The sequence below is a fragment of the Rossellomorea sp. LJF3 genome, assembly GCF_037046045.1.
Lineage (GTDB): Bacteria > Bacillota > Bacilli > Bacillales > Bacillaceae_B > Rossellomorea.
This window is the reverse complement of record NZ_JBANLY010000016.1, coordinates 17,596-43,159: the sequence shown is the minus strand read 5'-3', so window position 1 is coordinate 43,159 and position 25,564 is coordinate 17,596. Positions and strand designations below refer to the sequence as shown.

The window sequence follows — 25,564 nt, the reverse complement described above, 5'->3', positions numbered from 1 at the left end:
TCCGTCCCTACTTTTATCTCTTCTCCAACGCTACGATAAACGGCGGATTATTCAGTTGGTTCATGAACTGGTATCTCAGAACGTGGACATAGTTTTGATCCAGTCGCTCTACATAGCGGAGGATGTAGTCCCGTTCGACGGCTCCTTCAGGATGCCCGTGATAAATGACAAGGACAAGGATCCCTTCAGGGGCCATCATCTCAAGGATCTGATTCAAGGCAAGTATCGTCGTTTTCGGACGGGTGACGATATCCTTGTCACCGCCAGGTAAATACCCAAGATTGAAGAGGGCCCCCGTCACTTTCCCGTAATGCAATGGCGGGATAACGTTCATGACGGTCTCATGTCCCTGGTGGAACAGGGTCACCCGGTCGGCGAGATCATGGGTGATAAGTTGTTCCCTCGTGTTGTGGATGGCTTCTTCCTGGATATCGAAACCGTATACCCGGCCGTTTTCCCCGACCAGGCGAGCGAGGAACAGGGTGTCATGTCCATTTCCAAGCGTTGCGTCTATCGTAATATCTCCCGGTTTGACAGCCCGTTCCAGAAGCTCTCTCGCGAAAGGTAGTATTCGATCTAATTTCATGCTTTCACATCCATTTTATAAAATTTTCCCTGCCAGCTGTCCCGGCGTTTCAATTCATCATCAATGGCGTTCAGTACGTTCCATTTATTCACGCTCCACATCGGTCCGATCATCAGGTCGATAGGTCCGTCCCCCGTGATGCGATGAACGATCATCTCAGGAGGGATGATTTCTAATTGGTCACAGACGAGTTTCACGTAATGATCAAAATCCATGAACTCCAACAGTCCTTTTTCGTATTGCTTGACCATGGGTGTTCCCTTCAGTAAGTGAAGAAGATGGATCTTGATTCCCTGGACGTCAAGCTTTGCGACTTCCCGTGCCGTTTCCATCATCATTTCCTCATTTTCCTGGGGAAGTCCGTTAATAATATGGGAGCATACACGGATCCCGTGCTTGCGCAATTTTTGAACGCCTTCCTTATAACACTGGTAATCATGAGCCCGGTTGATCAAGCCCGCCGTTTTTTCGTGGACGGTTTGAAGCCCGAGCTCAACCCATAAATACGTTCTTTCATTCAATTCAGCCAAATATTCGACGACGTCGTCAGGAAGGCAATCAGGGCGTGTGGCGATGGAAATGCCTACCACTCCATCCTGCTTCAGAACGGATTCGTATTTTTCCCTCAGGACGTCAACGGGTGCATGGGTATTTGTGAACGCCTGGAAATACGCCATGTACTTTCCGTCTTTCCACTTTTTATGCATTCTTCCTTTGATGTCATTGAATTGTTTCTCTAAGGAGTCGACCCTGCTTCCGGCAAAGTCGCCGGATCCCGCTGCACTGCAAAAGGTACAGCCGCCGTGTGCAACTGTGCCATCCCTGTTCGGGCAATCGAACCCGCCGTCGAGGGCAACTTTAAACACCTTATGTCCGAAATGGTTTCGGAGGTGATAATTCCATGTGTGATATCTTTTTGAATCTGTGGCATATGGAAATGGGTTTGTCCCGATGACAAACACCTCCTAAATTTCAAGTGATATAGCGGTATGTATGACGCTAAAGAGATTTTATCATGAACACGGGGACAAATGTATCCTGACCATAGAAATAGGTGAAGATTACCACTTCTGAAACGGGCAAACAAGTTCAAACTAAGGTGGAGGGGAGTAAGGATAGGACCTTCCTCTTCTTGATTTTAATCATCAAGGAGGTAGTCGAAATGGCAACAAGGAATTCGATGGATGAATGCATTCAGAAATGCGAAGATGCCATTCGTTACGCTCAACAACAATATAAAGCAGGGTCACAGCAGGAGCATTATCATGATGTGGAATACACACAGGCGATGCAGCAGCTTGAAGAAGCGGTCAACGACGTGGCTCACATGGCGAACAGTGCAAACTCCCAACAGCGTGAACAACTGCATCGCATGAGACTTCAACTTCAAGCCTTGCAGAATGAGATGATTTTGCTGGATCACGATCCGAATGTAGTGGGAGGTAAATTACATTGAGTACACGCTCTGATCAAAACAACCCTGAACAAAAGACCCGAAGTGATTTCCGAAAACTGGATACAGAATTCGGCGCTGAAAACAATCCTGTCAAAGAAGCCAAAAAGCGCTACGAAAAACAGGGTCAGCCCGTCAAATCCAATCATCATAACGGGAAATAAAACGTCCCCGGCCAGGTGCTCATAAGGAGTGCCTGGTCTCTTTTTATGATATAAAAAAATAATTCTTGCCCCCTTTCCTGAAAAGGAGTAAAATCCTTTTGGGACTCGAAATAAAAGGTTGGAAAGGGGGCAGAATGATGCCCAAATCATTATGGTTACTTGTCATTGGAATGATGGTGAATGTGACGGGAGCCTCTTTTTTATGGCCGCTTAATACGATTTACCTTCATGAAAATTTAGGGAAGTCATTGTCTGTAGCGGGGATTGTGCTGATGATGAACGCAGGCGCGAGTGTGATCGGGAATCTGATTGGAGGGACGTTATTCGATCGTTTTGGCGGTTATCGTTCCATCCTGTTAGGAATTTCAATCACTTTATCCGCCCTGATCGGGATGAATATATGGCACGGCTTTTCATATTATGTCGTCTTCCTGACCATTGTCGGATTCGGTTCAGGTATCGTATTTCCTTCTATGTACGCCATGGCAGGTTCGGTGTGGCCGGAAGGGGGGCGGAAAGCATTCAATTCCGTCTATGTCGCCCAGAACATTGGAGTGGCCGTCGGAGCCGCATTGGGCGGGTTCGTCGCCTCATTTTCCTTTAACTATATATTTATGGCTAATCTGAGTATGTATATCGTCTTTTTCTTCATCGCCTTCTTCGGATACCGGAAGATTTCGGCTAGTGGTCATCAAACGTCGGTGTTGAATGAATCAAAGGTAATAAGGGATAAATCGAAGCTGAAGGCCCTGCTCTTCATATGTGTTGCCTATCTTTTATGCTGGATGGGGTACGTGCAATGGCAGTCCACCATCGCCACCTATACGCAGGAAATCAATATATCCCTGAAACAGTACAGCTTATTGTGGACGATCAATGGAGCGTTGATCGTTCTGGCTCAGCCGATTTTATCCAAAGCGATCAAGCGTTTTGAGAACAATTTAAAGCTCCAAATCATGATCGGGACCATCATTTTCATGATTTCGTTCGGTGTAGCATCGATTGCCGATCAATTTCAGTGGTTTGCCATTGCCATGATCATCCTGACGATCGGTGAAATGCTCATCTGGCCGGCGGTCCCGACAATCGCCAACTCACTTGCTCCAAAGGGCAGGGAGGGATTCTACCAGGGGATCGTCAACAGTACGGCCACGGGTGGCAGAATGATCGGTCCGTTTATCGGAGGGTTGCTGGTGGATGTATTCAGCATGCAGGTGCTCTTCATGACACTGATCGCGTTTTTCGCTGTATCGTTATTGATTACCAGTCAATATGACCGTCCATTAAGAAAGAAAAGCGCCGTGTCAGTACCGGTACAACAATAAAGAAACCCCCAATGAGGAATCATTGGGGGTTTTTTCTCCATATAAAAAGGGCTCCCATTTCCTATGGAAGCCCACTTGCAAAAAAATTGAGGCGGATAATCAGCAAACGCCACATCGTTTGTTGTCACTAGGACGTGATTACCGACTTACACAATTCAGCTCATCGCTATAATAGAATAGCATAGGACTTGAAAGAAAACAAGACTATTTTATAAATATAATCTTTAACCGAAGATTACATTGGACTTTTATAAGTAATGATAGTCGTTTCTAGGAAGCATTACTATAGAGAAATAGGAATGAATACAGTGCAGAATGGTTTCTAACTCATTTTTTGAGCCAATATTTTATCAGAGGACCCTTATCGCCAAATACAGGGTCTGATGTTGGAAGGGAAACGTTCTTGATCTCAATTAACACACTGGGACGTTCACGTAATGAACCCTTTTTTAAATTATAACTGTCTCCATCCGGATAAGCGCCGGCGACTTTAAAGTCGGGACTTGCTGACAACCTCTTATGACCGGTCCCGGCTGGCAGGACCATCACATCACCTTGGTGAACCGTCACTTCTTCGCCCATTTCACCGCCTAATTGAACTCTGGCCTCACCCTGCATGACACCCAATACTTCGTGGGCATTGCTGTGATAATGGTGATAATCGTAAATGCCGTTTGTCCAGCTGTTCAGCCAGTGATTTTGATTGAAGATCTCTTCGGCTTCATTTGCCTGATCGAGTGCGTTCCGGTAAATGAGTACGGGCAGGTCCGGGTTATTCGGGATGATACCATCGTCTTCGAAATAAAATATTTTCAGTTCTGCGATTTTCATCCTTTCATTCCTCCATTCATTGTTATGAAGATTCCCTAATACGACAGGCATTAAACCGAATCCCGACTGGTAATTGAAATTATTGACAAATCTGAATTGTTTTCAAAAAGCTTTATAATAGAATGTGCTACTATAGAGGTATATGTTCTCTTGCAAAACAGAGGAGGCGATGGGAAATGAGCAGTTTATTAAAAAAGGTGTCCGTCGACATGATCGAAATCATTCTTGAGAACGCTTTCGAGTGGTTGGTCGTCGTGGATGACGAAGGGATCATCATCTATATAAACGACAATTACTGTCGCTTTCTTGAGGTTGAACGGGATAAAGCGATAGGATCACATGTAACAAACGTGATTGAAAACACGAGGATGCACATAGTGGCTGAAAGCGGGAAAGAAGAGGTGGCAGATCTTCAATATATTAAAGGAAATTACATGATCGCCAACCGAATCCCGATTCTGGGGGACGGGAAGGTGATCGGGGCATTCGGATCCGTCATTTTCCGTGATACGAGTGAATGGATGCAAATGAGTTCACATGTGAAAAACATGATGTCAAAGATCCAAAGTTACATACAGGATATCAATACCGGGGTGAAATACTCTCTCAATGACATCATCGGGGAATCAACCGGTATGAATGAATTGAAGGACAAAGCCCAAATGATCGCCCCGAGTGATATTTCCATCCTGATCAGAGGGGAGAGCGGAACGGGTAAAGAGCTGTTCGCACACAGCATCCACCAGCTGAGTGAAAGGAGCGGACAGCCTTTCATTAAAGTGAACTGTGCAGCGATCCCCGAGCAGCTATTGGAGTCGGAGCTCTTTGGTTACGAAGAAGGGGCATTCACCGGGGCCAAAAAAGGCGGAAAGAAAGGGAAATTCCAGCTTGCCCATAAGGGAACATTGTTCCTTGATGAAATCGGTGATATGCCTCTTAATATGCAGGCGAAGCTTCTCAGGGTATTACAGGAAGGGGAAGTCGAGGCAGTCGGTTCGACCCGGGTACAGAATGTGGACGTGAGGATCATTGCCGCCACGAACCGTCCACTGGAGAAAATGATGGAAGAAAAGAGATTCCGGAGTGACCTGTATTACAGGATCAATGTCATCCCTTTTCAGATCCCTCCACTGCGTGAGCGGAAAGACGATATTGAAACCCTCGCATCCTTTTTCCTGGAGAAATCCATAAAATCCTCGGGAAAACGTATCAAGGATTTCGACCAGGAGGTGATGCGGATTTTTCTTTCCTACAGCTGGCCGGGGAATCTCCGTGAATTGGAAAATGTCATTCACGCTTCCACCTATCTGACGAATGGAAGCACCATTTCTCTTCAGTCATTACCGACGTATATGAAGTCGGGTAATGTATATGGAGTGGGATCTAAAACGCTGAAAGAAATCCTGGAAGAAACGGAAAAGTCCGTCCTCACCCAGAGTCTGCAAGCCCAGCCCGATAAGCGAAAGGCTGCAAAGTCACTGGGAATCAGTAAATCCAGTATGTATGAAAAATTAAATAAGTATGGTCTTCTGTAAACTCATAAGATAGTCCGGAAATGTGGAAAACTGTCCGCTTTTCCGGACTATCTTATTTTTAGAGAAATGGTGAACATTTCGTGACTGAAGGATGGATTTGTCCAGTATTTCGGACTCGAAAAAAACTTTAGGATTGTTTTAGTAGTAATCTGAAAGTTGGCACAATTATTGCATGTTTAATAAGTGATCATATTTTTGGGAAAGGGGAGCGTACGCATCAAGATAAAATGTAAGCGTCATCATCTTTGGAGAACAAAGGGGGAAATATCATGTTAAGCATGATCGGTCTGATTGGAGGACTCATTTTATTAATCTATTTAACGATGAGGGGCATGAACATCCTGATCGTTGGGCCCATCTCGGCATTATTTGTCGCAGTGCTGAGCGGCATGCCGCTTTTTCCGCAATTGGCGGGAAAAGGTGAAGCGGATCTTGTCACGAACTATATGTCAGGTTTCACAAGCTTTGTCGCTGCCTGGTATTTGATGTTCTTACTGGGAGCGGTGTTCGGGAAAGTGATGGAGGATAGCGGTGCCGCAGACAGCGTCTCCCGTTTTGTAGTAGAAAAATTGGGGATGAAATACGCTGTATTCGCCATCGTACTTGCCTGTGCGGTTTTAACGTACGGGGGAGTCAGCCTGTTCGTTGTAGCATTCTCGGTTTATCCTATGGCGGTGAGTCTGTTTAAACAAGCAGATCTGCCACGCCGTTTCATTCCGGCGGCACTGGCGTTCGGGTCGGTCACGTTTACGATGACCTCAGCCGGTTCACCGGAGATCCAGAACTGGATTCCCATCGAATATTTAAACACAACGCCTTATGCAGGCTGGGAAGTCAGCTTGATCGTTGCCGTATTCATGGCGGTGTTTGGATACTGGTGGTTAAAGCGCATGATCACGAAGGCTGTGAGAAAAGGAGAGAAATTCCACGCCCGTGAAGAAGATCCGGTCATTGATGAAGGAAGACCGTTACCAAACCCGTTCATGGGATTGATCCCATTATTGGTCGTCCTCATCCTGGCTTTTTCATTCCACGATTCTTTAAAACAATCGGCTCTGATCATTGCCTTGCTCGGAGGGGTCATTTCCGCTTATGTATTGAATCGTAAGTATTTCAAAGGCTTCTGGGGAGCGGTTTCCGAGGGGACGGTCGGAGCGCTGATCGCCATCGGGAACACGGCGGCCGTAGTCGGTTTCGGCGGGGTGGCCAAAGCGGTTCCTGCTTTTACTACAGCAGTCGAGGTCATGACGAATATTCCCGGGTCACCATTGATCGGAGGAGCCATCGCCGTCAGTGTCATCGCCGGTATGACAGGTTCGGCTTCGGGAGGTCAGGCGATTGCCCTGCCGATCCTTGCACCGCACTACGTCGATATGGGTGTGAACCCAGAAGCCCTTCACCGGGTAGTGGCGATATCTTCAGGAGCACTGGACTCACTGCCGCATAATGGTTATGTCGTGACGACGATCCGCTCGATCTGTAATGAATCACATGGAGAAGCGTATGGCGCTGTAGGGGCATTGACGGTCATCGTCCCTCTTATCGGTTTGGCACTTGCGATTGTATTATTCAGCTTGGGAGTGGGGATTTAAGAAAATGGTAGAAAATAAAGTGGTATTCATAACAGGGGCAGCCCAGGGGATCGGCTACCAAATCGGCAGGGAATTCGCCGCTGGAGGAGCGAAAGTCGTCCTCACGGATTTGAAGGAAGATGCTGTGGGGGAAGCTTCAGAATCTCTTAAAACAGAAGGATATGAGGTTCTCGGATTGGGCTGTGACGTAACATCGGAATCAGAATTAAAAGAAGCGATTGAAAAAACAGTGGAGCATTTCGGGCGGCTCGATGTCCTGATCAACAATGCAGGGCTTCAGCATGTGTCACATATCGAAGAGTTCCCCACTGAAAAGTTCGAGCTGCTGTTAAAAGTCATGCTGACGGCCCCGTTTATTGCGATCAAGCATGCTCTTCCCCACATGAAGAAGCAAGGGTCGGGACGGATCATCAACATGGCGTCCATCAACGGATTGGTCGGTTTTTCAGGCAAAGCCGCCTATAATTCTGCGAAACACGGAGTCATCGGTTTGACGAAAGTCGCGGCACTGGAAACGGCAGAGCACGGGATCACGGTGAATGCGGTTTGTCCGGGCTACGTGGATACGCCCTTGGTCCGGAATCAACTGGCAGATCTCGCAAAGACGCGCAACGTCCCTTTCGAGAGAGTGATTGAAGAAGTCATCTATCCTTTGGTGCCTCAGAAAAGGCTCCTGGACGTAAAAGAAATTGCCGACTATACGATGTTCCTGTGCAGTGATGCCGCAAAAGGGGTCACCGGGCAGGCAGTCGTACTGGACGGCGGGTATACGGTTCAATAGAATGATGGAGGAGAGACGGTTCTTTAGGGGGCCGTTTCTTTTTTTTTCGGGGTGTGGCGAAAGTGGATGTTGAGTTGGATGAAAATGTAAAACGGCTGTATTCTTCATCAAAACGGCCGGATTATCTTCCATTTCGGCTGGATTCAAGGTCGAAACGGCTGGATTTTTCTCAGTATCGGCTGGATTTTCAGCAGAAACGGCTCGATTCGTCTGGAGCTTGGTCCCAATTTGCACTGAAAGGGTCGGACTCGTCTCCCGTGACCGTTCCCCTTCCATCGAAATAAATGGATTCTTCTCAATAATAGCCTGATAACAGACGAGTACGGCCAGATTTGCGAACCTACTCTCAAACAAATGACTAAAATATCCCCTCCAAACTAATAATAGGCTTGCGCTTCTGTATATTTTTCACTAAAATAGTGAATACATATAGTGTTTACTTATATTGAAACGTTGATCAGGAGTAGTAGTGACGGTTTTCTGTCTTAGAGAGTTGACGGGTGGTGAAAGTCAACCAGAAGCATCATGAACTCGCCTGCTGAGTTGCAAGTGTGAAGTAACAGTAAGACTTGCCGTTTTCCGCGTTAAGGATGAATGAAGCTGAGTGCGCGTACACTAATGTGGGTGGTACCGCGGGAGAATGTACATACAAACTCTCGTCCCAAATATTTATTTGGGATGAGGGTTTTTTTATTTTTTTAAAGAACATGAAAATTAAAGGAGGATCTCAATATGAGTTTTAATCATAAAAGTGTTGAGACGAAATGGCAACAGTATTGGGAAGAAAATAAAACGTTCAAGGCAACGGAAGACGAAGGGAAATCCAATTTCTATGCACTGGATATGTTCCCGTATCCATCAGGTGCAGGCCTTCACGTAGGACATCCGGAAGGGTTTACGGCAACGGACATTCTTTCCCGCATGAAGCGTATGCAGGGGTACAATGTCCTTCATCCGATGGGCTGGGATGCATTCGGTTTACCGGCTGAGCAATATGCCCTTGATACAGGGAATGATCCGGCAGAGTTCACTCAAAAAAATATCGATACGTTCCGCCGACAAATTAAATCACTTGGTTTCTCATATGACTGGGACCGTGAAGTCAATACGACTGATCCCGGCTACTACAAGTGGACGCAATGGATCTTCACCAAGCTTTATGAAAAAGGCCTTGCTTATGTGGATGAGGTTGCCGTGAACTGGTGTCCGGCACTTGGAACGGTCCTTGCCAATGAAGAAGTCATCGACGGGAAGAGCGAACGCGGTGGTCATCCTGTCGAGCGCCGTCCGATGAAGCAGTGGATGCTGAAGATCACGGCATATGCCGATCGTCTTGTTGAAGACCTTGAAGAGGTTGACTGGCCGGAAAGCATTAAAGATATGCAACGTAACTGGATCGGACGCTCTGAAGGGGCAGAAGTGAATTTTGCCATCGATGGTCATGATAAATCATTCGATGTGTTCACGACCCGTCCCGATACGATCTTTGGTGCCACCTATGCGGTTCTTGCTCCTGAGCATCCGTTTGTAGCAGAAATCACGACGGACGAACAGCGCTCGAAAGTGGATGAGTACATCGACAAAATCAAGTCAAAGAGTGACCTGGAACGGACAGATCTTGCAAAAGAAAAAACGGGTGTATTTACGGGGGCTTATGCCATCAATCCGGCTAACGGTGAGAAAATGCCGATCTGGATCGCCGATTACGTTCTGATGAGCTATGGTTCCGGCGCGATCATGGCTGTTCCAGCCCATGATGAACGGGATTATGAGTTTGCGAAAGAATTCGATCTTCCAATCGTGGAAGTCGTCGCTGGTGGAAACGTTGAAAAAGAAGCGTACACAGGTGACGGAGATCATGTGAATTCCGGTTTCCTTGATGGACTTGGAAAGGAAGAAGCAATTGCCAAAGCCATTTCCTGGTTAGAGGAGAAGAACATCGGAACGAAGAAAATCACGTACCGTCTACGCGACTGGTTATTCAGCCGCCAGCGTTACTGGGGTGAGCCGATTCCAGTCATCCACTGGGAAGACGGAACGACAACGACCGTTCCTGAAAGTGAGCTGCCGCTTGTCCTTCCGAAGACGACTGAAATCAAACCGTCCGGAACAGGTGAATCTCCACTTGCGAACATCAGTGAATGGGTGAACGTCGAGGACCCTGAAACAGGCAAAAAAGGACGTCGTGAAACAAATACGATGCCGCAGTGGGCAGGAAGCTGCTGGTACTACATCCGTTATATCGATCCACATAACGAAGATGCCCTTGCCGATGCGAAGAAAATGCAGGAATGGCTGCCGGTGGATACGTATATCGGAGGAGCCGAGCATGCGGTCCTTCACTTGCTGTACGCACGTTTCTGGCATAAATTCCTTTATGATATTGGCGTAGTTCCAACGAAAGAGCCGTTCCAGAAGCTATTCAACCAAGGAATGATCCTTGGGGAAAATAATGAAAAAATGAGTAAATCAAAAGGGAACGTCGTGAATCCCGATGAGGTTGTTGAATCTCACGGAGCCGATACCCTTCGACTATATGAAATGTTCATGGGACCACTGGAAGCATCGATTGCCTGGAGCACGAACGGATTGGACGGAGCGCGCCGCTTCCTTGACCGTGTATGGCGCCTGCTTGTCGAGGAGGATGGTTCACTATCCTCTAAAGTGAAGGATGCACCGAATAGTGACCTTGATAAAACGTATAACCAAACCGTTAAGAAAGTGACGGAGGACTACGAAGGTCTTCGTTTCAATACAGGGATTTCCCAACTGATGGTATTCATCAATGATGCATACAAGGCGGATACAATTCCGAAGAGCTATGTAGAAGGTTTCATCAAGCTTCTGTCACCGATCGCCCCTCATATGACAGAGGAGCTTTGGAGCAAGCTTGGTCATGAAGGAACGATTTCCTACGAAGCATGGCCGACATTCGATGAATCGAAGCTTGTCGACAACGAAGTCGAAATCGTCCTTCAAGTGAACGGAAAAGTGAAAGCCAAAGTCATGATCCCACGTGACATGACCAAAGATGACCTGGAAAAAACAGCGATGGACAACGATGAAATCAAAACACAAATCGAAGGCAAAACCATCCGCAAAGTCATCGCCGTACCAGGCAAACTAGTCAACATCGTAGCCAACTGATAATGGTGAGGGACGGACCTCGAAATGGGCCTGATTTTAAGCGGGAATCGCTTTAAATCGGCATTTCGATGAGGTCCGTCCCTCTTTTTAAGTCTGATGTTTTTGTTTGTGGGACAGGCTTTGGTATAATCGTGTTGAATAATGATTGAATGGTGAAAGGAAGATGATAAGCATGGATACAATTAAGACGATTACAACGGATGAGCTGGAGAAGAAGTTGAAGAATGGTGAAGAACTGTTACTAGTAGATGTTCGTGAGGATGAAGAAGTGGAAGAGGGCATGATTCCGGGAGCGAAGCATATCAAGATGGGGGAAATCCCTGAGTCACTTGATCAATTCGATAAGGATAAGGAGTATATCTTTATCTGCCGTTCCGGAAACCGCAGCGGAAATGTTGCCCACTATATGCAGGAGCAAGGGTATAAAGTGGTGAACATGGAAGGCGGCATGATGAACTGGACCGGGGATACGGCTGCGAAGAAATAATGGTGTTTTTAGTTGGGGGCACATCCTTTTTTAGGGGTGTGCTTTTTTTGTTGTTTGAAAATAAACTATTCTGACAATACTAATACCAAAACAATCCGGGAGGGGATTCCATGATTCAGGTGAAGGTCTTCGATTACGAGCATGAAAAAGATTTAGAGAAAGATATGAACCATTTTCTCAGTAAAATGGATGATAAGAAGATTGTGGATATTAAATATCATGTGGCTGCGATGTCGGAGGAAGAGGAGGACCAGATCTATTGTTTCTCTGCCATGGTCGTGTATAGAAAATAAAAAGGTTGATCGCTCAGGATATGAGGATCAACCTTTCTTTTTGACTATTAAACCTTTGCTGCATTCAACCCGGCAAGCCGGCCGGTCACTAAGGCAGAGGTGATATTGTAACCGCCTGTGTATCCATGGATATCAAGCACTTCCCCGCAGAAGAAGAGGCCCTCCATCTTTTTCGAAGCCATCGTTTTCGGTTCGATTTCTTTGATGGACACCCCGCCTCCGGTTACAAAGGCTTTATCGATGGATAGTGTGCCGTTAACTTTGAAGGTGAACTGCTTTAAGAGCTTGGCAAAATGACGGATCTTTTCTGAGGAGATGTGATCCCCTTTTTCGTCATGATCGATTTCTGCACGGTCAAGTAGAAATAGCAGGTACCGCTCAGGAACCAGGCCTTTAAAAATATTTTTCGCCGCTTTCTTTCCATCTTCCTTCACCTGCTTATGCAGGGATTGGAATAGCTGCTCTTCATTTTGATCGGGCATGGAGTCGATCTGCATGGCCACATGTGTCAGGTTCCATTTCTTCATGGCCTTGACGACGTACTGGCTGCAGCGGAGAACAGCCGGGCCGGAAATGCCGAGGTGTGTGAAGATCATGTCCATCTTATGCGTGACGATCTTTTTCCCTTTCGGATTCAGCACGCTTAAATCGACGCTGCGCAAAGAAAGGCCCTGAAGCTCTTTCTTTTTCACAAATGGCTCGTCCGACGTTAGGGGAACCTCTGTCGGAAACAGGTCCGTGATCGTATGGCCGGCTTTCGTCGCCCATGGATATCCGTCACCTGTTGATCCGGTGTGAGGGACGGACTTTCCGCCGACAGCGATCACGACAGCGTTTGCGGCTATGGTTTCCCCGTCTTTCAAGAGGATGCCCACCGTTTTGCCGTTTTCGTACAGAACCTCTTCGACACTGGTACTTGTCCGGGTGTCGACCTTCAATTCCTTCATGCGCCCGAGCAAAGCTTCGACGACATCCATGGCCCTGTTCGATACAGGGAACATCCGTCCGTGATCTTCTTCTTTTAACTGAATCCCCAAGTTTTCAAAGAAGGAAATGATATCTTCATTATTAAACTCAGAAAATGCGCTGTATAGAAAACGCCCGTTCCCGGGGATATGCTTGATGATTTCCTCTACGGGGAGCCGGTTGGTCACATTGCAGCGGCCGCCCCCTGAAATCGCAAGCTTTCTACCAAGCTTTGTACCTTTATCTACAAGGAGAACTTTCGCGCCATTTTCCCCGGCTGCGATACTGGCCATCAAGCCCGATGGTCCTCCGCCTATGATGATGACATCGTATGTTTTTACCATTTTTTCCACCAACTTTTAATATTCGCTTCTCGAAAAGAAGTTTCACCTTATTTTAAATGGGATGTGTTTTAAATACAACATTCGAAAAAAATTGTCATTCGATTCGTACAGTAGTAAACTACTGATAGTGTGAAAATTTTTGAGTTCGAAATTATTTTGTTTGTGTAACGGGCAACAAGATATATAGAGAGGGATACTATGTCATCTAAATTAATAAGAGGAACGTTTATCTTAACGTTAGGGACCTTTATTTCGAAGTTTTTGGGTCTTTTTTATGTTATACCGTTTGATGATTTGTTAAAAGGTCATGAAGAAGGGGCATCCCTTTATCAATATGGATATGTACCTTATACGATCTTTCTGACAGTAGCGACTGCAGGTGTGCCACTGGCCGTTTCAAAATTCGTTTCAAAATATAATGCCATCGGGGAATATGCCGTAGGGAGGAAATTATTTAAATCCGGGCTCGTGCTCATGACGTTGACTGGGATTGTATCATTCCTCATCATGTATGCATTCGCACCGATCTTCGCAGAAATGACGATCAAAAGCGATGAGCAGGTCATTTCCGTTGCTCAGGTGACCACTGTCATCCGGGCCGTCAGCTTTGCCCTGATCATCATTCCGTTCATGAGTTTGATCCGCGGATTCTTCCAGGGGCATCAATCCATGGGGCCGACAGCGGTTTCCCAGGTGATTGAACAGATCGTCCGGATCACCTTCCTCCTTGGCGGGATTTATGTCGTATTGAACATTCTGGATGGGACCGTGACCACGGCCATTTCCGTTGCGACATTCGCCGCTTTCGTAGGTGGACTTGCGAGTCTTGGAGCATTGATCTGGTATTGGTTCAAGCGGAAACCTCACTTGGATGAACTCCTTGAAGAGGACCGGGGGAACGAAGAGATTTCGTTGAAAGCGATGTACAAAGAAATCATTGCCTATTCGATACCCTTCATTTTTGTGGGTCTCGCCAATCCATTGTTTCAACTGGTGGATCAGATCACGTTCAATACCGCCATGGCTGATATCGGGAACGCGAAAGTCTCGGATCACGCTTTTGCCGTATTGAACTTCTACACGCATAAGCTCGTGATCATTCCGGTGTCATTGGCGACAGCTTTTTCCATGACGCTGATTCCGCTGATTACAACATCGTATACGAGCGGTGACCGGAAGACGATGCGCAGGAACATTGACCAGACCTTTCAGATTCTGTTGTTTCTGACCGTGCCGGCAGCACTCGGACTGGCCCTTTTGGCTGAACCGATGTATACGTTGTTCTATCACAGTGACCCACTCGGAACCTCGATTTTACGATCATATGCACCTGTAGCGATCCTGTTTGCACTATTTGCGGTGACAGCAGCGATTCTTCAAGGGATCGATGAGCAGAAGTTCACGATTTTCAGCCTGCTTGTCGGCCTGCTTCTGAAGCTTGTCCTGAATATCCCGCTCATTCGCCTGTTTGAAACACAGGGTGCCGTGCTTGCGACAACGATTGGATACGCAGTAGCGATACTGATCAATCTCTATGTGATCAAAAAGTATGCACGATATCAATTCAGGTTGATTTTGAGAAGGACCATGTTCATCGGCGCATTGAATGCCGCCATGGCCGGGGTCGTATTGGTACTGTATGGTGTCCTGGTAAAATTCCTTAGTCCGGAGACAGGATTCCAATCGATCATCCTTGTAGCCATCTGCGGCGGAGTCGGAGCCCTCGTTTACTTCTACCTGAGCTTGAGAAGTAAACTCGCGGACAAATTGTTCGGTGACAAGATTTCGAAAATCCGCAGTAAGCTGCGAATCGGGTAAAAGAAAAAGGGATGATGCGTGATCATCCCTTTTTTATTTTGAGTAAAGCTGCTTACCTTCAGCAGCCTGTGTTAAGAATAATAGAAGGAAGGGCGCATGCCCGTTGGAGTACGACCTTAAAAATAATGAATGGAGTGTGATTGACTTGAGAATAGATAAAATGCTTGCGAATATGGGCTACGGCAGCCGGAAGGAAGTAAAGAAACTATTGAAGGATGGCGGCCTTCAGGTGAATGGGGAAGTCATCAAGGATGGAAAGGTCCATATTAATACGGAAAAGGATACCGTCATGCTGTACGGTGAACAGGTCGAGTATAAGGAATTCATCTACCTGCTGATGAATAAGCCACCTGGAGTCATTTCCGCCACTGAAGACGGACAGGATGAAACGGTCATTGATTTACTTCAGCTGGAAGATCAAATCTTCAATCCGTTTCCAGTGGGAAGACTTGATAAGGATACGGAAGGCTTCCTTCTGATCACGAACGACGGTCAATTATCCCACCAGCTTCTTTCACCGAAGCGCCATGTGCCGAAGACGTATTTTGCCGTAATCGAGGGAGAAGTGACAGAAGCCGATGTGGAAGCGTTCAAAAATGGTGTCACATTGGATGATGGATATGAAACGAAGCCTGGGGATTTAACGATCTTAAAATCCGGTCTGACTTCCGATATCGAATTGACGATTACGGAAGGTAAATTCCATCAGGTGAAAAGGATGTTTGAAAGTGTCGGAAAGCGCGTGGTCTATCTGAAGCGTTTGACCATGGGACCCCTTGAGCTTGATGAAGACCTGGAGCTTGGTGAGTACCGTGAACTGACGGAAGAGGAAGTAACCCTTCTGAAAGAATATAAACCACAATAAAAAAACGGGACAGCACCCTTCGCTAAAGGTGCTGTCCCGTTTTTTTGTTATTTCAGTCCGCTTTTCGATATGTCCAGCTCCGGCGGCTAGTCCCTCGAGGTCATAAGCCAAGCAACCCAAAAAGGCAAAGAGCGCCTTTCCGGGTTCCCCGTCTTATGCTTGTCGGGCCTGAGCAAGCCGCCTACGCTTTTCGTTTACGACGTCAACTTCACTTTTTTCTCTGTAGTCGTCCACTGACCACGGCTCGGGCTTTGGACAAGGTCGTTATAGGCTAACACGTTGAGATCTCTTTGTATGGTGCGAGGAGTAATGCCAAATTCGTCTACAAGATCTTGAGTTGTTACAGTACCCTTCTGTTTGATGTACATGTATACAGCTTTGATTCTAGTGAGCATACGATTGGTTGAAGGTTTCAAAAAACCACTCCCTCATCATTTTTCCAAAAAGGCAAAGACTACATGCGTCATGTGTGCACCTCACGTGCTACCATATGTACTATGCGCTTTAGACAACCCCTTTTCTACAAATAGAGTTTACTCATAAGATGTCAGACAATTACATTGTACTCCTAATCCGACAAAATTTCTAGAATATTGTCCAAATTTACAAACAATTTACCTAGTAACTTGTTGGGTGTATTCCTAGAATATGAAGAAAATGCTAAAAATATGTATTTAGATTATGAATTGAGATGGGAGTGGGTTATTTCCTCCGGTAACGAGTGGCCCTCCCCGTTTGGATTTCCCCGTCAAACAGTATAAAATGGGAGGGGAAGACAATACATATAAAGCAGGTGGTAGGGTTGAGTATTAATTGGACGAATGAAGTGGAGAAGCGGAAAGATGATTTGCTTAAGGACTTGCAGAAATTCCTTCAGATTAAAAGTGTGTTGGATGAAGAGGGTGGAACAGAAGAAGCGCCCCTTGGAAAAGGTGTGAAGGAAGCTCTGTCTTACCTGTTGACGCTGGGTGAAAAAGACGGATTCACTCCTAAAAATGTCGATCACCTTGCCGGGCATTTGGAATTCGGTGAAGGGAAGGATCTTCTGGGCATTCTTTGTCACGTGGATGTCGTTCCTGAAGGGGACGGATGGAGCGTCGATCCTTATGGCGGTGAGATCAAGGACGGGAAGATCTTTGCCCGTGGAGCGATCGATGACAAGGGACCGACCATGGCCGCTTATTATGCCATGAAAATCGTCAAGGATCTGGATCCAGCCTTCAATAAGAGGATCCGCATGATCATCGGTACGGATGAAGAAAGCGATTGGAGATGCGTAGAGCACTATTTCAAGAATGAGGAAATGCCGACGATGGGATTTGCTCCTGATGCGGATTTCCCGATCATCCATGCTGAAAAAGGAATCGCGGACTATGATCTGGTCCAGGTGAAGCCTGAGCAGGTGACTGAATCAGGGATCAAAGTCCTTTCCTTCGAGTCCGGACGCCGGTACAATATGGTACCAGACTTTGCAAAGGCCATCCTGGTTGTCGATGAGGATCATACGAAATGGGTACAGAACTTTGAAATCTTCACGAAGGATGAAGGGGTCAAAGGAAGCTATTATATCGAAAATGGAGAGCTCGTGTTCCAGGTGGAAGGCGTGTCTTCACATGGTATGGAGCCGGACAATGGGAAAAATGCAGGGCTTTATTTAGCCGCTTTCTTATCTGGACTGCCACTTTCCTCTCAAGGAAAACAGTTCTTTGAATTCACGGTTAAGCATTTCTTCAAGGATTCAAGGGGGATCCAGCTCGGTGTCAGCTATACGGACGACATTACGGGGGATCTGACCATCAACGTCGGGAAGCTACGTTATTCGGAAGCTGAAGGCGGACGATTAGGGTTGAACATGCGTTATCCGGTGACGTTTGATATGGATAAAGGGAAGAGCATCATCGAGAACATTGAGGGATATTCCATCGAGAATTTCACAGACAGCAAGCCTCATCATGTTTCCAAGGATGATGAACTCGTACAGACCCTGAAAAAAGTATATGAAGATCAAACGGGTGAAAGAGGAGAGTTACTGAGTATCGGTGGTGGGACATATGCGAGAAGCCTCGAAGCCGGCGTAGCCTTTGGAGCATTATTCCCTGGCCGTGAAGATATTGCCCATCAAAAGGATGAATATATGTATATCGAGGATCTCCTTAAAGCGACGGCCATTTACGCCCAGGCGATTTATGAATTAGCATGTGAATCATAAGAGAGAAAAGGGGAGAGGGTAGGATGAACACAGTATTCGTAAACGGGGAACTGATCGATCGTGACAAGGCGAAGGTCGATATCGAGGACCGTGGTTATCAATTCGGGGACGGCATTTATGAAGTGATCCGGGTGTACGACGGAAACACATTCACCATGAAGGAGCATATGGAAAGACTGTATCAAAGCGCTGAAAAAATGAAGCTTTCCATCCCGTATGAAGAAGCGGATTTCACATCAAAGCTCCTTCATTTGATTGACCTCAATGGCGTCAGGGACGGAATCGTATATTTACAGGTGACACGTGGTGTATCGGCACGTCAGCATCATTTTCCTTCAGAAGATGTAGTGGGAAGTGTCGTTGCGTATACAAAGGACTTCCCTGTTCCGGCTCACCAGATGCAACAAGGGGTAACAGCCAAGCTCGTGGAAGATATCAGATGGCTGCGCTGTGACATAAAGAGCCTTAATCTGCTTGGAAACCTTCTGGCAAAACAGGAGGCGGCATCAAGTGGGCACTTCGAAGCGATCATGCATCGCGGCGACACGGTAACCGAAGGCTCGTCTTCCAATGCCTTTATGGTGAAAAACGGGGTCATTTATACGCATCCCGTAACAAACCTGATCCTGAATGGAATCACGAGAAGAGTCATTGAAGATCTATGTAGAAAAAATGGGATCTCTTTTAATGAAGAGACGTTTTCCGTTTCTGAGTTGATGGCAGCGGATGAAGTATTCATTGCCAGTACCACTTCAGAAGTGATGCCTGTGGTCGAAATCGATGGACAGGAAATCGGAGAAGGCACACCGGGTACTGTCACGAAAAGGCTTCAGGCGCTGTTCAATGATAGAAAAGGAATGGAAGCCCGTTAAACCAGTTTTGGAGGCAATACATGTTGATTTGTTCACAACCATTTATGAAGACCGAACGAAGAATAGAAGACAACCAGCAATTCACGGTAGAGACGGAGGAGCATCTTTATTTGTACAGTGATCGAATCGTCACTCCTACGAAAAGCTTCACCATCAGTGATGTGATGGATATGACAAGTAAGCCCCTTTCCGCTTACTATACGTTTTTATATCTTCACACCATCGAAGGGGTCTGGACGTTCGTCGTCAAATCTTCTCCAGAACAATTCATCTCACATTATCATAATGTTAAATGAACATAAGAAAGAGGCTGCCCCTGGGGCAGCCTCTTGTCGTTTTATTAAAATCTGAATAAGTCACTTGATAGATAGCGTTCTCCCGTATCGCAGGCGATGCATACGACCACATCTTCAGGAGATAATTTCTTCGCAACTTCGATTGCAGCGTAACAGGCGGCCCCTGATGATGGTCCGACCAAGATCCCTTCTTCGCTTGCCATTCGACGGGCGATGTCATACGCCTGTTCGTCTTCGATTTTATGAATTTCATCATACACATCCGTATTCAGGATTTCGGGAACGAAGCCTGGACTTGTACCGACCAATTTATGCTTGCCTGGTTTTCCTCCGGATAGGACCGGTGATCCCGCCGGCTCCACTACATGGACAGCAAGATCGGGATAATGCTCTTTAAGCACCTCACCTGTTCCGGTGATCGTACCCCCTGTACCCGCTGTAGCGACGAATGCCGATAGGGGCTTGCCGATTTCCTTCATCGCTTCAACGATTTCAAGGGCCGTTGTTTTCCGGTGGGCATCCGGATTCGCATCGTTTTCAAACTGCATGGGCATGAAGCTGTTAGGGATCTGCTCTGTCAGTTCTTTCGCTTTTTCGATGGCACCGGGCATTTTATCGTCACCTGGTGTCAATACCACTTCAGCTCCATAGGCCTTCAGGAGGTTGATGCGCTCTTGAGTCATCGTATCCGGCATGACAAGGATTGCACGGTACCCTCGTGCTGCTGCATTCATGGCAAGGCCGATCCCCGTGTTTCCACTCGTAGGCTCAATGATGGTCGAACCTTCTTTCAGGAAGCCTTCTTTTTCCGCTTCCACGATCATTTGATAGGCGGCTCTGTCCTTGACGCTCTTACTCGGATTATAGAATTCCAATTTCACATATACATCCGCACCGTCAGAAGGGTTTAACCGATTTAATTTTACAAGGGGGGTGTCCCCGATCAAATCTGCGATATTTTGTACAACTTTCATATTCATCTTCCTTTCAGAAAACATTCTTCTTCTATCGTACTAATTCAGACAAATCTTATCAAATAAATTAGCTTTGTATTTCATTTTTGTTGCATTTCCTTCTAGTCATTCTCTCTCATGACACATTTTGCTAAAATGAAAGTAATAACAGAAAGGACGGGTGATATGTTGAACCCCCACTATTTCTTTGCGCTTTCCCTGCCTGAGGAAACGAAGCTGTATTTGAATGGGTGTATGGAGCCGATGAGGATTGAAGGCTCGTTCAAGAAATGGGTCCACCCGGAGGATTATCACCTGACTCTGGCCTTTTTAGGGAGTGCGGATGAACTCACGCCTGTCATGGATAAAGTGGGGAGGTTGACACATCCTTCTTTTCCATTGACCTTGAGCAGGTTTGGTACGTTCGGAAAAAGTGATTCCCCGAGGATCCTGTGGATGGGGGTCGAGCCTTCCGACATGCTGCACCGTCTCAGGGACCTTGTGTATGGTTCATGTGAAGAAGCGGGCTTTCAATTGGATCAGAGACCATTTTCACCGCATATCACAGTGGGGCGGAAATGGAATGAGTTATATCCCTTTACCCGGGAGTGGCTGAATGGATTCCAGCCTCTTCAACCTCATACGTTTACAGCAACAGAAGTGGTATTATATCAAACCCACACGGACCGGCTGCCTAAGTATGAAGCCATCCACACCATACCTTTACAGGCAAATTGACCGACACGAAAGGACCGATTCCTATGGCACAGCTGATTAAACTTCAAGATTACGTTTCACGATACGAAACGGATTTATATAGATATCCTTCCCAATTTGTCCGATTAAAAAAGCAGCAATGGGAAAAAATGAAACAACATTGGGAGAATGGAGATCTGCCAAAGCCATCGCCAGTACAGGAATTGGCTGATGAAGAGAAGAACTCCATGAAAGACAAGCTCTTTTCCCTTTTTAAGAAGAAAGAGGATGAAGATGAAGAAGAACCGATACCAGAGCCGAGTGATGAAGACCTTCAATTGGACATGGATGCAGGTCAGGGTATCCACTCTGAAGAGGAATTGAAGGCGTCCTTCTTGAACCTTGTATTTGATTTTCAGCTGAGATGGGCGAGTTCCACGATCACGGAGAAATCCTATGTGGATAACAGCTACCATTATGACGAACGATTACGGTATCTTCTTCAACGCTTCCCGGATAATATTTTTGTCATGTACAACCCCGTTCTGAAAATTAAAAATGCACCCGTCGAACTGGAAACGGTCCTGATCACCCCTACAGGCATATGGTGTTTGACCTTTCTCGAGTTTGAAGAGGGAACAGCCTACATCGGGTCAGGAGAGCGGTTCTGGGTGAAAAAATGGGGGGATAGGGAAGAAAAGGTGTTAAATCCCCTTATCGGCTTGAAAAGGATGGAGAGAATCGTCCATCAGATCATCCGTTATGCCGGGGTGGAACTGCCCATTTACCAAGCGGTCATAAGCAGGAATGGTTACATAGATTACCCTCAATCCCCAGTCGGGATTCAGTTCTTGGATAAACGGATCCACCATGAATGGTTCCAGCAGCAGCGTTCAAGCTCCTCACCGATCAAGAGTGTCCAGCTGAAAGCGGCTCAGGCCATTATGGAGTATTGTCAAACGACTTCCTTCAAGAGGCTTCAGTGGGAAGAAGCGGCGTCAGATGAGTAGCCGGCGGTTTTGAGGAGAACAGTATAGGGTATATCCTTTCAAAAAGAGGTTGATTGACTACTTCACACTATGCAGGCATATACCTTAAGAGAATCAAGATAGACATGATATGAAACCGTGAACAGCGGAGCAAATAGGAATGCAGTGAATACTATATGGTAGCGGTCATTTTAACGAATACAGTTCAAAAGATGGCAGAGAGTCGGAAAATGTTAAACAAAAGTGGGTGGCAGAAGTGTTAGTCATTAGCAGGCATTATGATGCGTTTTTAGATACATTCAATGTAATTACCATGATCCTTCCATACGATTATCATGAAGGGAATTCGAATCACTTCACCCTGATCAAGGATGATGAAAAGATCGCTCTTCATATTGAAGAGAAGATCCCCTTGCATGATGCCATGAAATATGTGACGACCATTCAGAGTGAAAAGATCATCTTAGGCGACACGTATGAAATCGTCGACGAACATGGTACAAAGACGGACCTTCAAATCGGGGCGGTCATACGGACCGAAGAATTTGATCAAAGGTATTATTACGATGGAAATGACCTTGGTGTTACGTATCAGGATGGATGCACCGTATTCAAGGTATGGGCCCCGACTGCGACAGAGGTTCGGTTGAAGCTCAAGTCCCCGGATGATGAAGAAATCCAATACCCGTATACGAGAACGGAAAAAGGTGTATGGGAATGCCGGGTCGATACCGACATAGAAGGCTATTTGTATTCAATCCTCCCGTGCATCAATCTCGTATGGGATGAGCTGATCGACCCTTATGCGAAAGCAGTCTCATTGAATAGCGAGTGGGGCTGTATCATCAATCCCCGGGAAAAGGTTTCTCCCCTCGCTCCATTAGCCTCTCCGACGGATGCCGTGATATATGAATTGAATATCAGGGATTTCTCTGCCCAGAAAGAGAGCGGGATGAAGTTTCGGGGGAAGTACAGCGCCTTTACGGAAAAAGGAACGAAGACACCGAAAGGATTTTCAAGTGGGATCGAGTACTTGAAGGAGCTCGGCGTCACACATGTGGAGCTGCTTCCCGTAAACGACTTCGACGGTGTGACGGATAACCCTTCGGACACCAACTATAACTGGGGATACAATCCCTTATTTTTCAATGCACCTGAAGGGAGTTACAGCTTAAAGCCTGAAGATCCATATGAGCGGATCAGGGAATTAAAAGCTGTGATCCAAAGCCTTCACGATGAGAATATCAGGGTCATTCAGGACGTGGTCTACAACCACGTGTTCATCCGTGAACAGTCATCTTTTGAAAAACTCGTGCCCGGCTATTTTTTCCGGCATGATGAAAATGGCTTACCGTCAAACGGGACGGGGGTAGGAAATGACTTTGCATCAGAACGTCTCATGGCAAGGAAGTTCATTGTCGACTCGATTCTTTATTGGATAAAAGAATACGGTGTCGACGGTTTCCGTTTTGATTTGATGGGGATCCTGGACGTTAAGACGATGACTGTGATCCGTGAAGAAGTGGATAAAGTGTTGCCAGGGGCGATAGTAATAGGAGAGGGCTGGGATCTGAATACGCCACTCCCTCCCCACCAAAAAGCCAATCTTCGGAATGCCCATCATCTTCAGGGGATCGGACAATTCAATGATTGGTTCAGGGACACCATTAAGGGAAGTACATTTAATTTGTATGACAAAGGCTTTGCCCTTGGTCACGGACACCTCGAACAGAAGGTGGAGCTGGTCCTCACCGGCAGCATAGGGATGAAGAGCGGGGAACGGGGACTCTTTAAAGAACCTGTTCAATCCGTGAACTATGTCGAGTCCCATGACAATCATACGCTGTGGGATAAAATGAAGGCGTGCATGAATGAAGATGAAGAAACCCTTAAGGCCAGGCACAAATTAGCGACTACGATGGTGCTCTTGTCTCAGGGGATCCCGTTTCTCCATGCAGGGCAGGAATTCTTCAGAACGAAAAAGGGCATTGAGAACAGCTATAACTCACCCGTGGAAATCAATCAGCTGGACTGGGTCCGAAGAGAAGAGTACGATGAAGTGGTCCGGTATGTGAAATCCCTGATACAGATACGGAAAAGTCATGGGGCCTTCCGTTTTCAAAAAAGTGATTTGATCCGTGAGCATGTAAAAGTGTCTCACAGCAAGGCGAATCTCGTGGATGTCACCTATCAGAATGTCCATCCATATGGTCCATGGGATGAGATCCTCATGGTCTTTCACTCGGATACAAAACCGTGCGAGTATTCCCTGGCAGAAGGAAAACAATGGATCTGTTTATCGGATGGCAATCAGGCAAGCGTAAGCGGTCTGTATGATGTGAAGGAGACTTCCATCACCCTCCGGCCGGTGTCTTCCTATGTATTTGTAAGGTAACCATTCATTCCAATGCTTGACGAAAACGCAAGATGACGATAAAATCGTAAACAGATGGCTATTGATTTGTATTGCCCAATAGCTGTCTTTTTTATTTTATTAGACTCTTTTAATAAGACACCAACATGATAAAAAAGAACCTATAAACGTGAACATATAAACATGACAAAGGACCAATAGAAGGTGAATATATTGGAACACTTATTTGACCAAGATTGGGAAATAGTCCCCGCAGGCGGTGCGACGGGAGAAGCGTTCTTTGCTCAGTATCAGGAGCAGAGGTTATTTCTGAAGCGTAATTCTTCCCCTTTTGTGGCTGTATTATCAGCAGAAGGAATCGTGCCCAAGCTTGTTTGGACAAAACGAATGGAAAACGGGGACGTCATCACGGCACAACACTGGTTGAATGGGAGAGAGTTAAAGCCCGAAGAGATGAAGGATGAACGGGTGGCGAGGCTGTTGAACAAGATCCACTCCTCAAAACCTCTTTCAACCATGCTCGAGCGGCTTGGTAAAGAACCGTTTCAACCGGAGCATATGCTGACGGAAGTGGAGACGGGACTCGAGTTCGATCTTCTATCATTGCCTGTCATCAGAGAGGCGCTTTCATTTCTTCAAAAGGAGCTTATGGAAGTACAACAGGATGAATATGTGGTCTGTCACGGAGACGTCAACCATAACAACTGGCTGCTGTCTGATTACAACCAGTTGTATTTAATCGACTGGGACGGAGCGATGATCGCAGATCCGGCCTTTGATGTAGGTTTGCTGTTATACTGGTATATCCCTGAGGATCAGTGGGAAAGCTGGCTGACCCAATATGGTGCGGAGCTTACCGATAACTTGAAGCTGCGCATGAAATGGTATGTTGTGGCTCAGACGATCCTATCCATCCAATGGCATAAAGGGAAAGCGCGCTTCCACGAAATGAATCATTGGATACAATATTTACACAAGGTGATATGAA

The 25,564-nt window shown here is 46.4% G+C and carries 25 protein-coding genes and 1 other annotated feature; of the genes, 19 read left to right on the top strand and 6 right to left on the bottom strand.

The features are described 5' to 3' along the window. Positions 1-13 precede the first annotated feature (13 nt). Both V8G47_RS15015 and V8G47_RS15010 read right to left on the bottom strand, forming a co-directional pair. Positions 14-586, bottom strand: coding sequence for a class I SAM-dependent methyltransferase (locus tag V8G47_RS15015; RefSeq protein WP_336200839.1), 573 nt, complete (start codon positions 584-586; stop codon positions 14-16). After that, positions 583-1,548: a TIGR01212 family radical SAM protein gene (locus tag V8G47_RS15010; RefSeq protein WP_336200838.1), complete on the bottom strand. Its 966-nt coding sequence runs from the start codon at positions 1,546-1,548 to the stop codon at positions 583-585. Before V8G47_RS15010 ends, V8G47_RS15015 begins: the two co-directional genes overlap by 4 nt. A gap of 200 nt (positions 1,549-1,748) precedes the next feature. Between V8G47_RS15010 and V8G47_RS15005 the strand changes: the two genes are divergently transcribed. The 3 genes from V8G47_RS15005 to V8G47_RS14995 all read left to right on the top strand — a co-directional run bounded on the left by V8G47_RS15005 (position 1,749) and on the right by V8G47_RS14995 (position 3,528). Then, positions 1,749-2,042 (top strand): YtzC family protein, encoded by a 294-nt coding sequence (locus V8G47_RS15005; RefSeq protein ID WP_336200837.1) that lies wholly within the window; start codon positions 1,749-1,751, stop codon positions 2,040-2,042. Next, positions 2,039-2,203, top strand: a complete 165-nt coding sequence (locus V8G47_RS15000) for a hypothetical protein (RefSeq protein WP_060672924.1) — start codon at positions 2,039-2,041, stop codon at positions 2,201-2,203. Before V8G47_RS15005 ends, V8G47_RS15000 begins: the two co-directional genes overlap by 4 nt. 137 nt (positions 2,204-2,340) lie before the next feature. Then, positions 2,341-3,528 carry an MDR family MFS transporter gene (locus tag V8G47_RS14995; protein ID WP_336200836.1) on the top strand — a complete coding sequence of 396 codons (1,188 nt, stop codon included), beginning with the start codon at positions 2,341-2,343 and terminating at the stop codon, positions 3,526-3,528. Between the two features lie 327 nt (positions 3,529-3,855). Here the strand turns inward: V8G47_RS14995 and V8G47_RS14990 are convergent, their stop codons facing one another. Then, positions 3,856-4,359, bottom strand: coding sequence for a cupin domain-containing protein (locus V8G47_RS14990; RefSeq protein ID WP_336200835.1), 504 nt, complete (start codon positions 4,357-4,359; stop codon positions 3,856-3,858). 176 nt (positions 4,360-4,535) lie between these two features. Between V8G47_RS14990 and V8G47_RS14985 the strand changes: the two genes are divergently transcribed. The 7 genes from V8G47_RS14985 to V8G47_RS14955 all read left to right on the top strand — a co-directional run bounded on the left by V8G47_RS14985 (position 4,536) and on the right by V8G47_RS14955 (position 12,194). Continuing rightward, positions 4,536-5,894: a sigma-54 interaction domain-containing protein gene (locus V8G47_RS14985; RefSeq protein WP_336200834.1), complete on the top strand. Its 1,359-nt coding sequence runs from the start codon at positions 4,536-4,538 to the stop codon at positions 5,892-5,894. 269 nt (positions 5,895-6,163) lie between these two features. Continuing rightward, on the top strand, positions 6,164-7,486 hold the full coding sequence (locus tag V8G47_RS14980; RefSeq protein WP_336200833.1) for a GntP family permease: 1,323 nt from the start codon (positions 6,164-6,166) through the stop codon (positions 7,484-7,486). Between the two features lie 4 nt (positions 7,487-7,490). Beyond that, complete coding sequence (locus V8G47_RS14975) at positions 7,491-8,267, top strand: 3-hydroxybutyrate dehydrogenase (protein ID WP_336200832.1); 777 nt, start codon at positions 7,491-7,493, stop codon at positions 8,265-8,267. A gap of 53 nt (positions 8,268-8,320) precedes the next feature. Further along, positions 8,321-8,551: a hypothetical protein gene (locus tag V8G47_RS14970; RefSeq protein ID WP_336200831.1), complete on the top strand. Its 231-nt coding sequence runs from the start codon at positions 8,321-8,323 to the stop codon at positions 8,549-8,551. Positions 8,552-8,711: 160 nt separating this feature from the next. Then, positions 8,712-8,934, top strand: a binding site (T-box leader). 65 nt (positions 8,935-8,999) lie between these two features. Further along, positions 9,000-11,414 (top strand): leucine--tRNA ligase, encoded by a 2,415-nt coding sequence (leuS, locus tag V8G47_RS14965; protein WP_336200830.1) that lies wholly within the window; start codon positions 9,000-9,002, stop codon positions 11,412-11,414. Between the two features lie 172 nt (positions 11,415-11,586). Next, a complete protein-coding gene (locus V8G47_RS14960) occupies positions 11,587-11,901 on the top strand; it encodes a rhodanese-like domain-containing protein (protein ID WP_336200829.1) in 315 nt (104 codons plus the stop codon). Positions 11,902-12,011: 110 nt separating this feature from the next. Next, complete coding sequence (locus V8G47_RS14955; protein ID WP_336200828.1) at positions 12,012-12,194, top strand: sporulation protein Cse60; 183 nt, start codon at positions 12,012-12,014, stop codon at positions 12,192-12,194. 47 nt (positions 12,195-12,241) lie between these two features. On the opposite strand, the gene V8G47_RS14950 is transcribed toward V8G47_RS14955, so the two are convergent. Continuing rightward, positions 12,242-13,504, bottom strand: coding sequence for an NAD(P)/FAD-dependent oxidoreductase (locus V8G47_RS14950; RefSeq protein WP_336200827.1), 1,263 nt, complete (start codon positions 13,502-13,504; stop codon positions 12,242-12,244). A gap of 198 nt (positions 13,505-13,702) precedes the next feature. On the opposite strand from V8G47_RS14950, the gene V8G47_RS14945 reads away from it, so the two are divergent. Next, positions 13,703-15,322, top strand: coding sequence for a putative polysaccharide biosynthesis protein (locus tag V8G47_RS14945; protein ID WP_336200826.1), 1,620 nt, complete (start codon positions 13,703-13,705; stop codon positions 15,320-15,322). 139 nt (positions 15,323-15,461) lie between these two features. Further along, a complete protein-coding gene (locus V8G47_RS14940) occupies positions 15,462-16,187 on the top strand; it encodes a pseudouridine synthase (RefSeq protein ID WP_336200869.1) in 726 nt (241 codons plus the stop codon). 194 nt (positions 16,188-16,381) lie between these two features. Here the strand turns inward: V8G47_RS14940 and V8G47_RS14935 are convergent, their stop codons facing one another. Continuing rightward, complete coding sequence (locus V8G47_RS14935; protein ID WP_034765604.1) at positions 16,382-16,603, bottom strand: DeoR family transcriptional regulator; 222 nt, start codon at positions 16,601-16,603, stop codon at positions 16,382-16,384. A 386-nt stretch (positions 16,604-16,989) separates the two neighbouring features. Between V8G47_RS14935 and pepV the strand changes: the two genes are divergently transcribed. From pepV to V8G47_RS14920, 3 genes are read left to right on the top strand one after another with little or no spacing between them, the layout of a single operon-like run. Next, on the top strand, positions 16,990-18,396 hold the full coding sequence (pepV, locus tag V8G47_RS14930; protein WP_336200825.1) for a dipeptidase PepV: 1,407 nt from the start codon (positions 16,990-16,992) through the stop codon (positions 18,394-18,396). Between the two features lie 23 nt (positions 18,397-18,419). Beyond that, the gene (gene dat, locus V8G47_RS14925; protein WP_336200824.1) at positions 18,420-19,268 is read left to right on the top strand and encodes a D-amino-acid transaminase; all 849 of its coding nucleotides are present in this window, start codon (positions 18,420-18,422) and stop codon (positions 19,266-19,268) included. Positions 19,269-19,288: 20 nt separating this feature from the next. After that, positions 19,289-19,564, top strand: coding sequence for a hypothetical protein (locus V8G47_RS14920; RefSeq protein ID WP_336200823.1), 276 nt, complete (start codon positions 19,289-19,291; stop codon positions 19,562-19,564). A 44-nt stretch (positions 19,565-19,608) separates the two neighbouring features. Here V8G47_RS14920 and cysK read toward each other — a convergent pair whose 3' ends face one another. After that, a complete protein-coding gene (cysK, locus tag V8G47_RS14915) occupies positions 19,609-20,538 on the bottom strand; it encodes a cysteine synthase A (RefSeq protein ID WP_336200822.1) in 930 nt (309 codons plus the stop codon). Between the two features lie 165 nt (positions 20,539-20,703). Here cysK and thpR point away from each other — a divergent pair, with 165 nt between their 5' ends. The 4 genes from thpR to V8G47_RS14895 all read left to right on the top strand — a co-directional run bounded on the left by thpR (position 20,704) and on the right by V8G47_RS14895 (position 25,563). After that, on the top strand, positions 20,704-21,255 hold the full coding sequence (thpR, locus tag V8G47_RS14910) for an RNA 2',3'-cyclic phosphodiesterase (protein WP_336200821.1): 552 nt from the start codon (positions 20,704-20,706) through the stop codon (positions 21,253-21,255). 23 nt (positions 21,256-21,278) lie between these two features. After that, positions 21,279-22,223 (top strand): nuclease-related domain-containing protein, encoded by a 945-nt coding sequence (locus V8G47_RS14905; RefSeq protein WP_336200820.1) that lies wholly within the window; start codon positions 21,279-21,281, stop codon positions 22,221-22,223. 235 nt (positions 22,224-22,458) lie between these two features. After that, complete coding sequence (pulA, locus tag V8G47_RS14900) at positions 22,459-24,597, top strand: type I pullulanase (RefSeq protein ID WP_336200819.1); 2,139 nt, start codon at positions 22,459-22,461, stop codon at positions 24,595-24,597. Positions 24,598-24,789: 192 nt separating this feature from the next. Beyond that, a complete protein-coding gene (locus V8G47_RS14895; RefSeq protein WP_034765627.1) occupies positions 24,790-25,563 on the top strand; it encodes a phosphotransferase family protein in 774 nt (257 codons plus the stop codon). The last annotated feature ends 1 nt before the right edge of the window (position 25,564 follow it).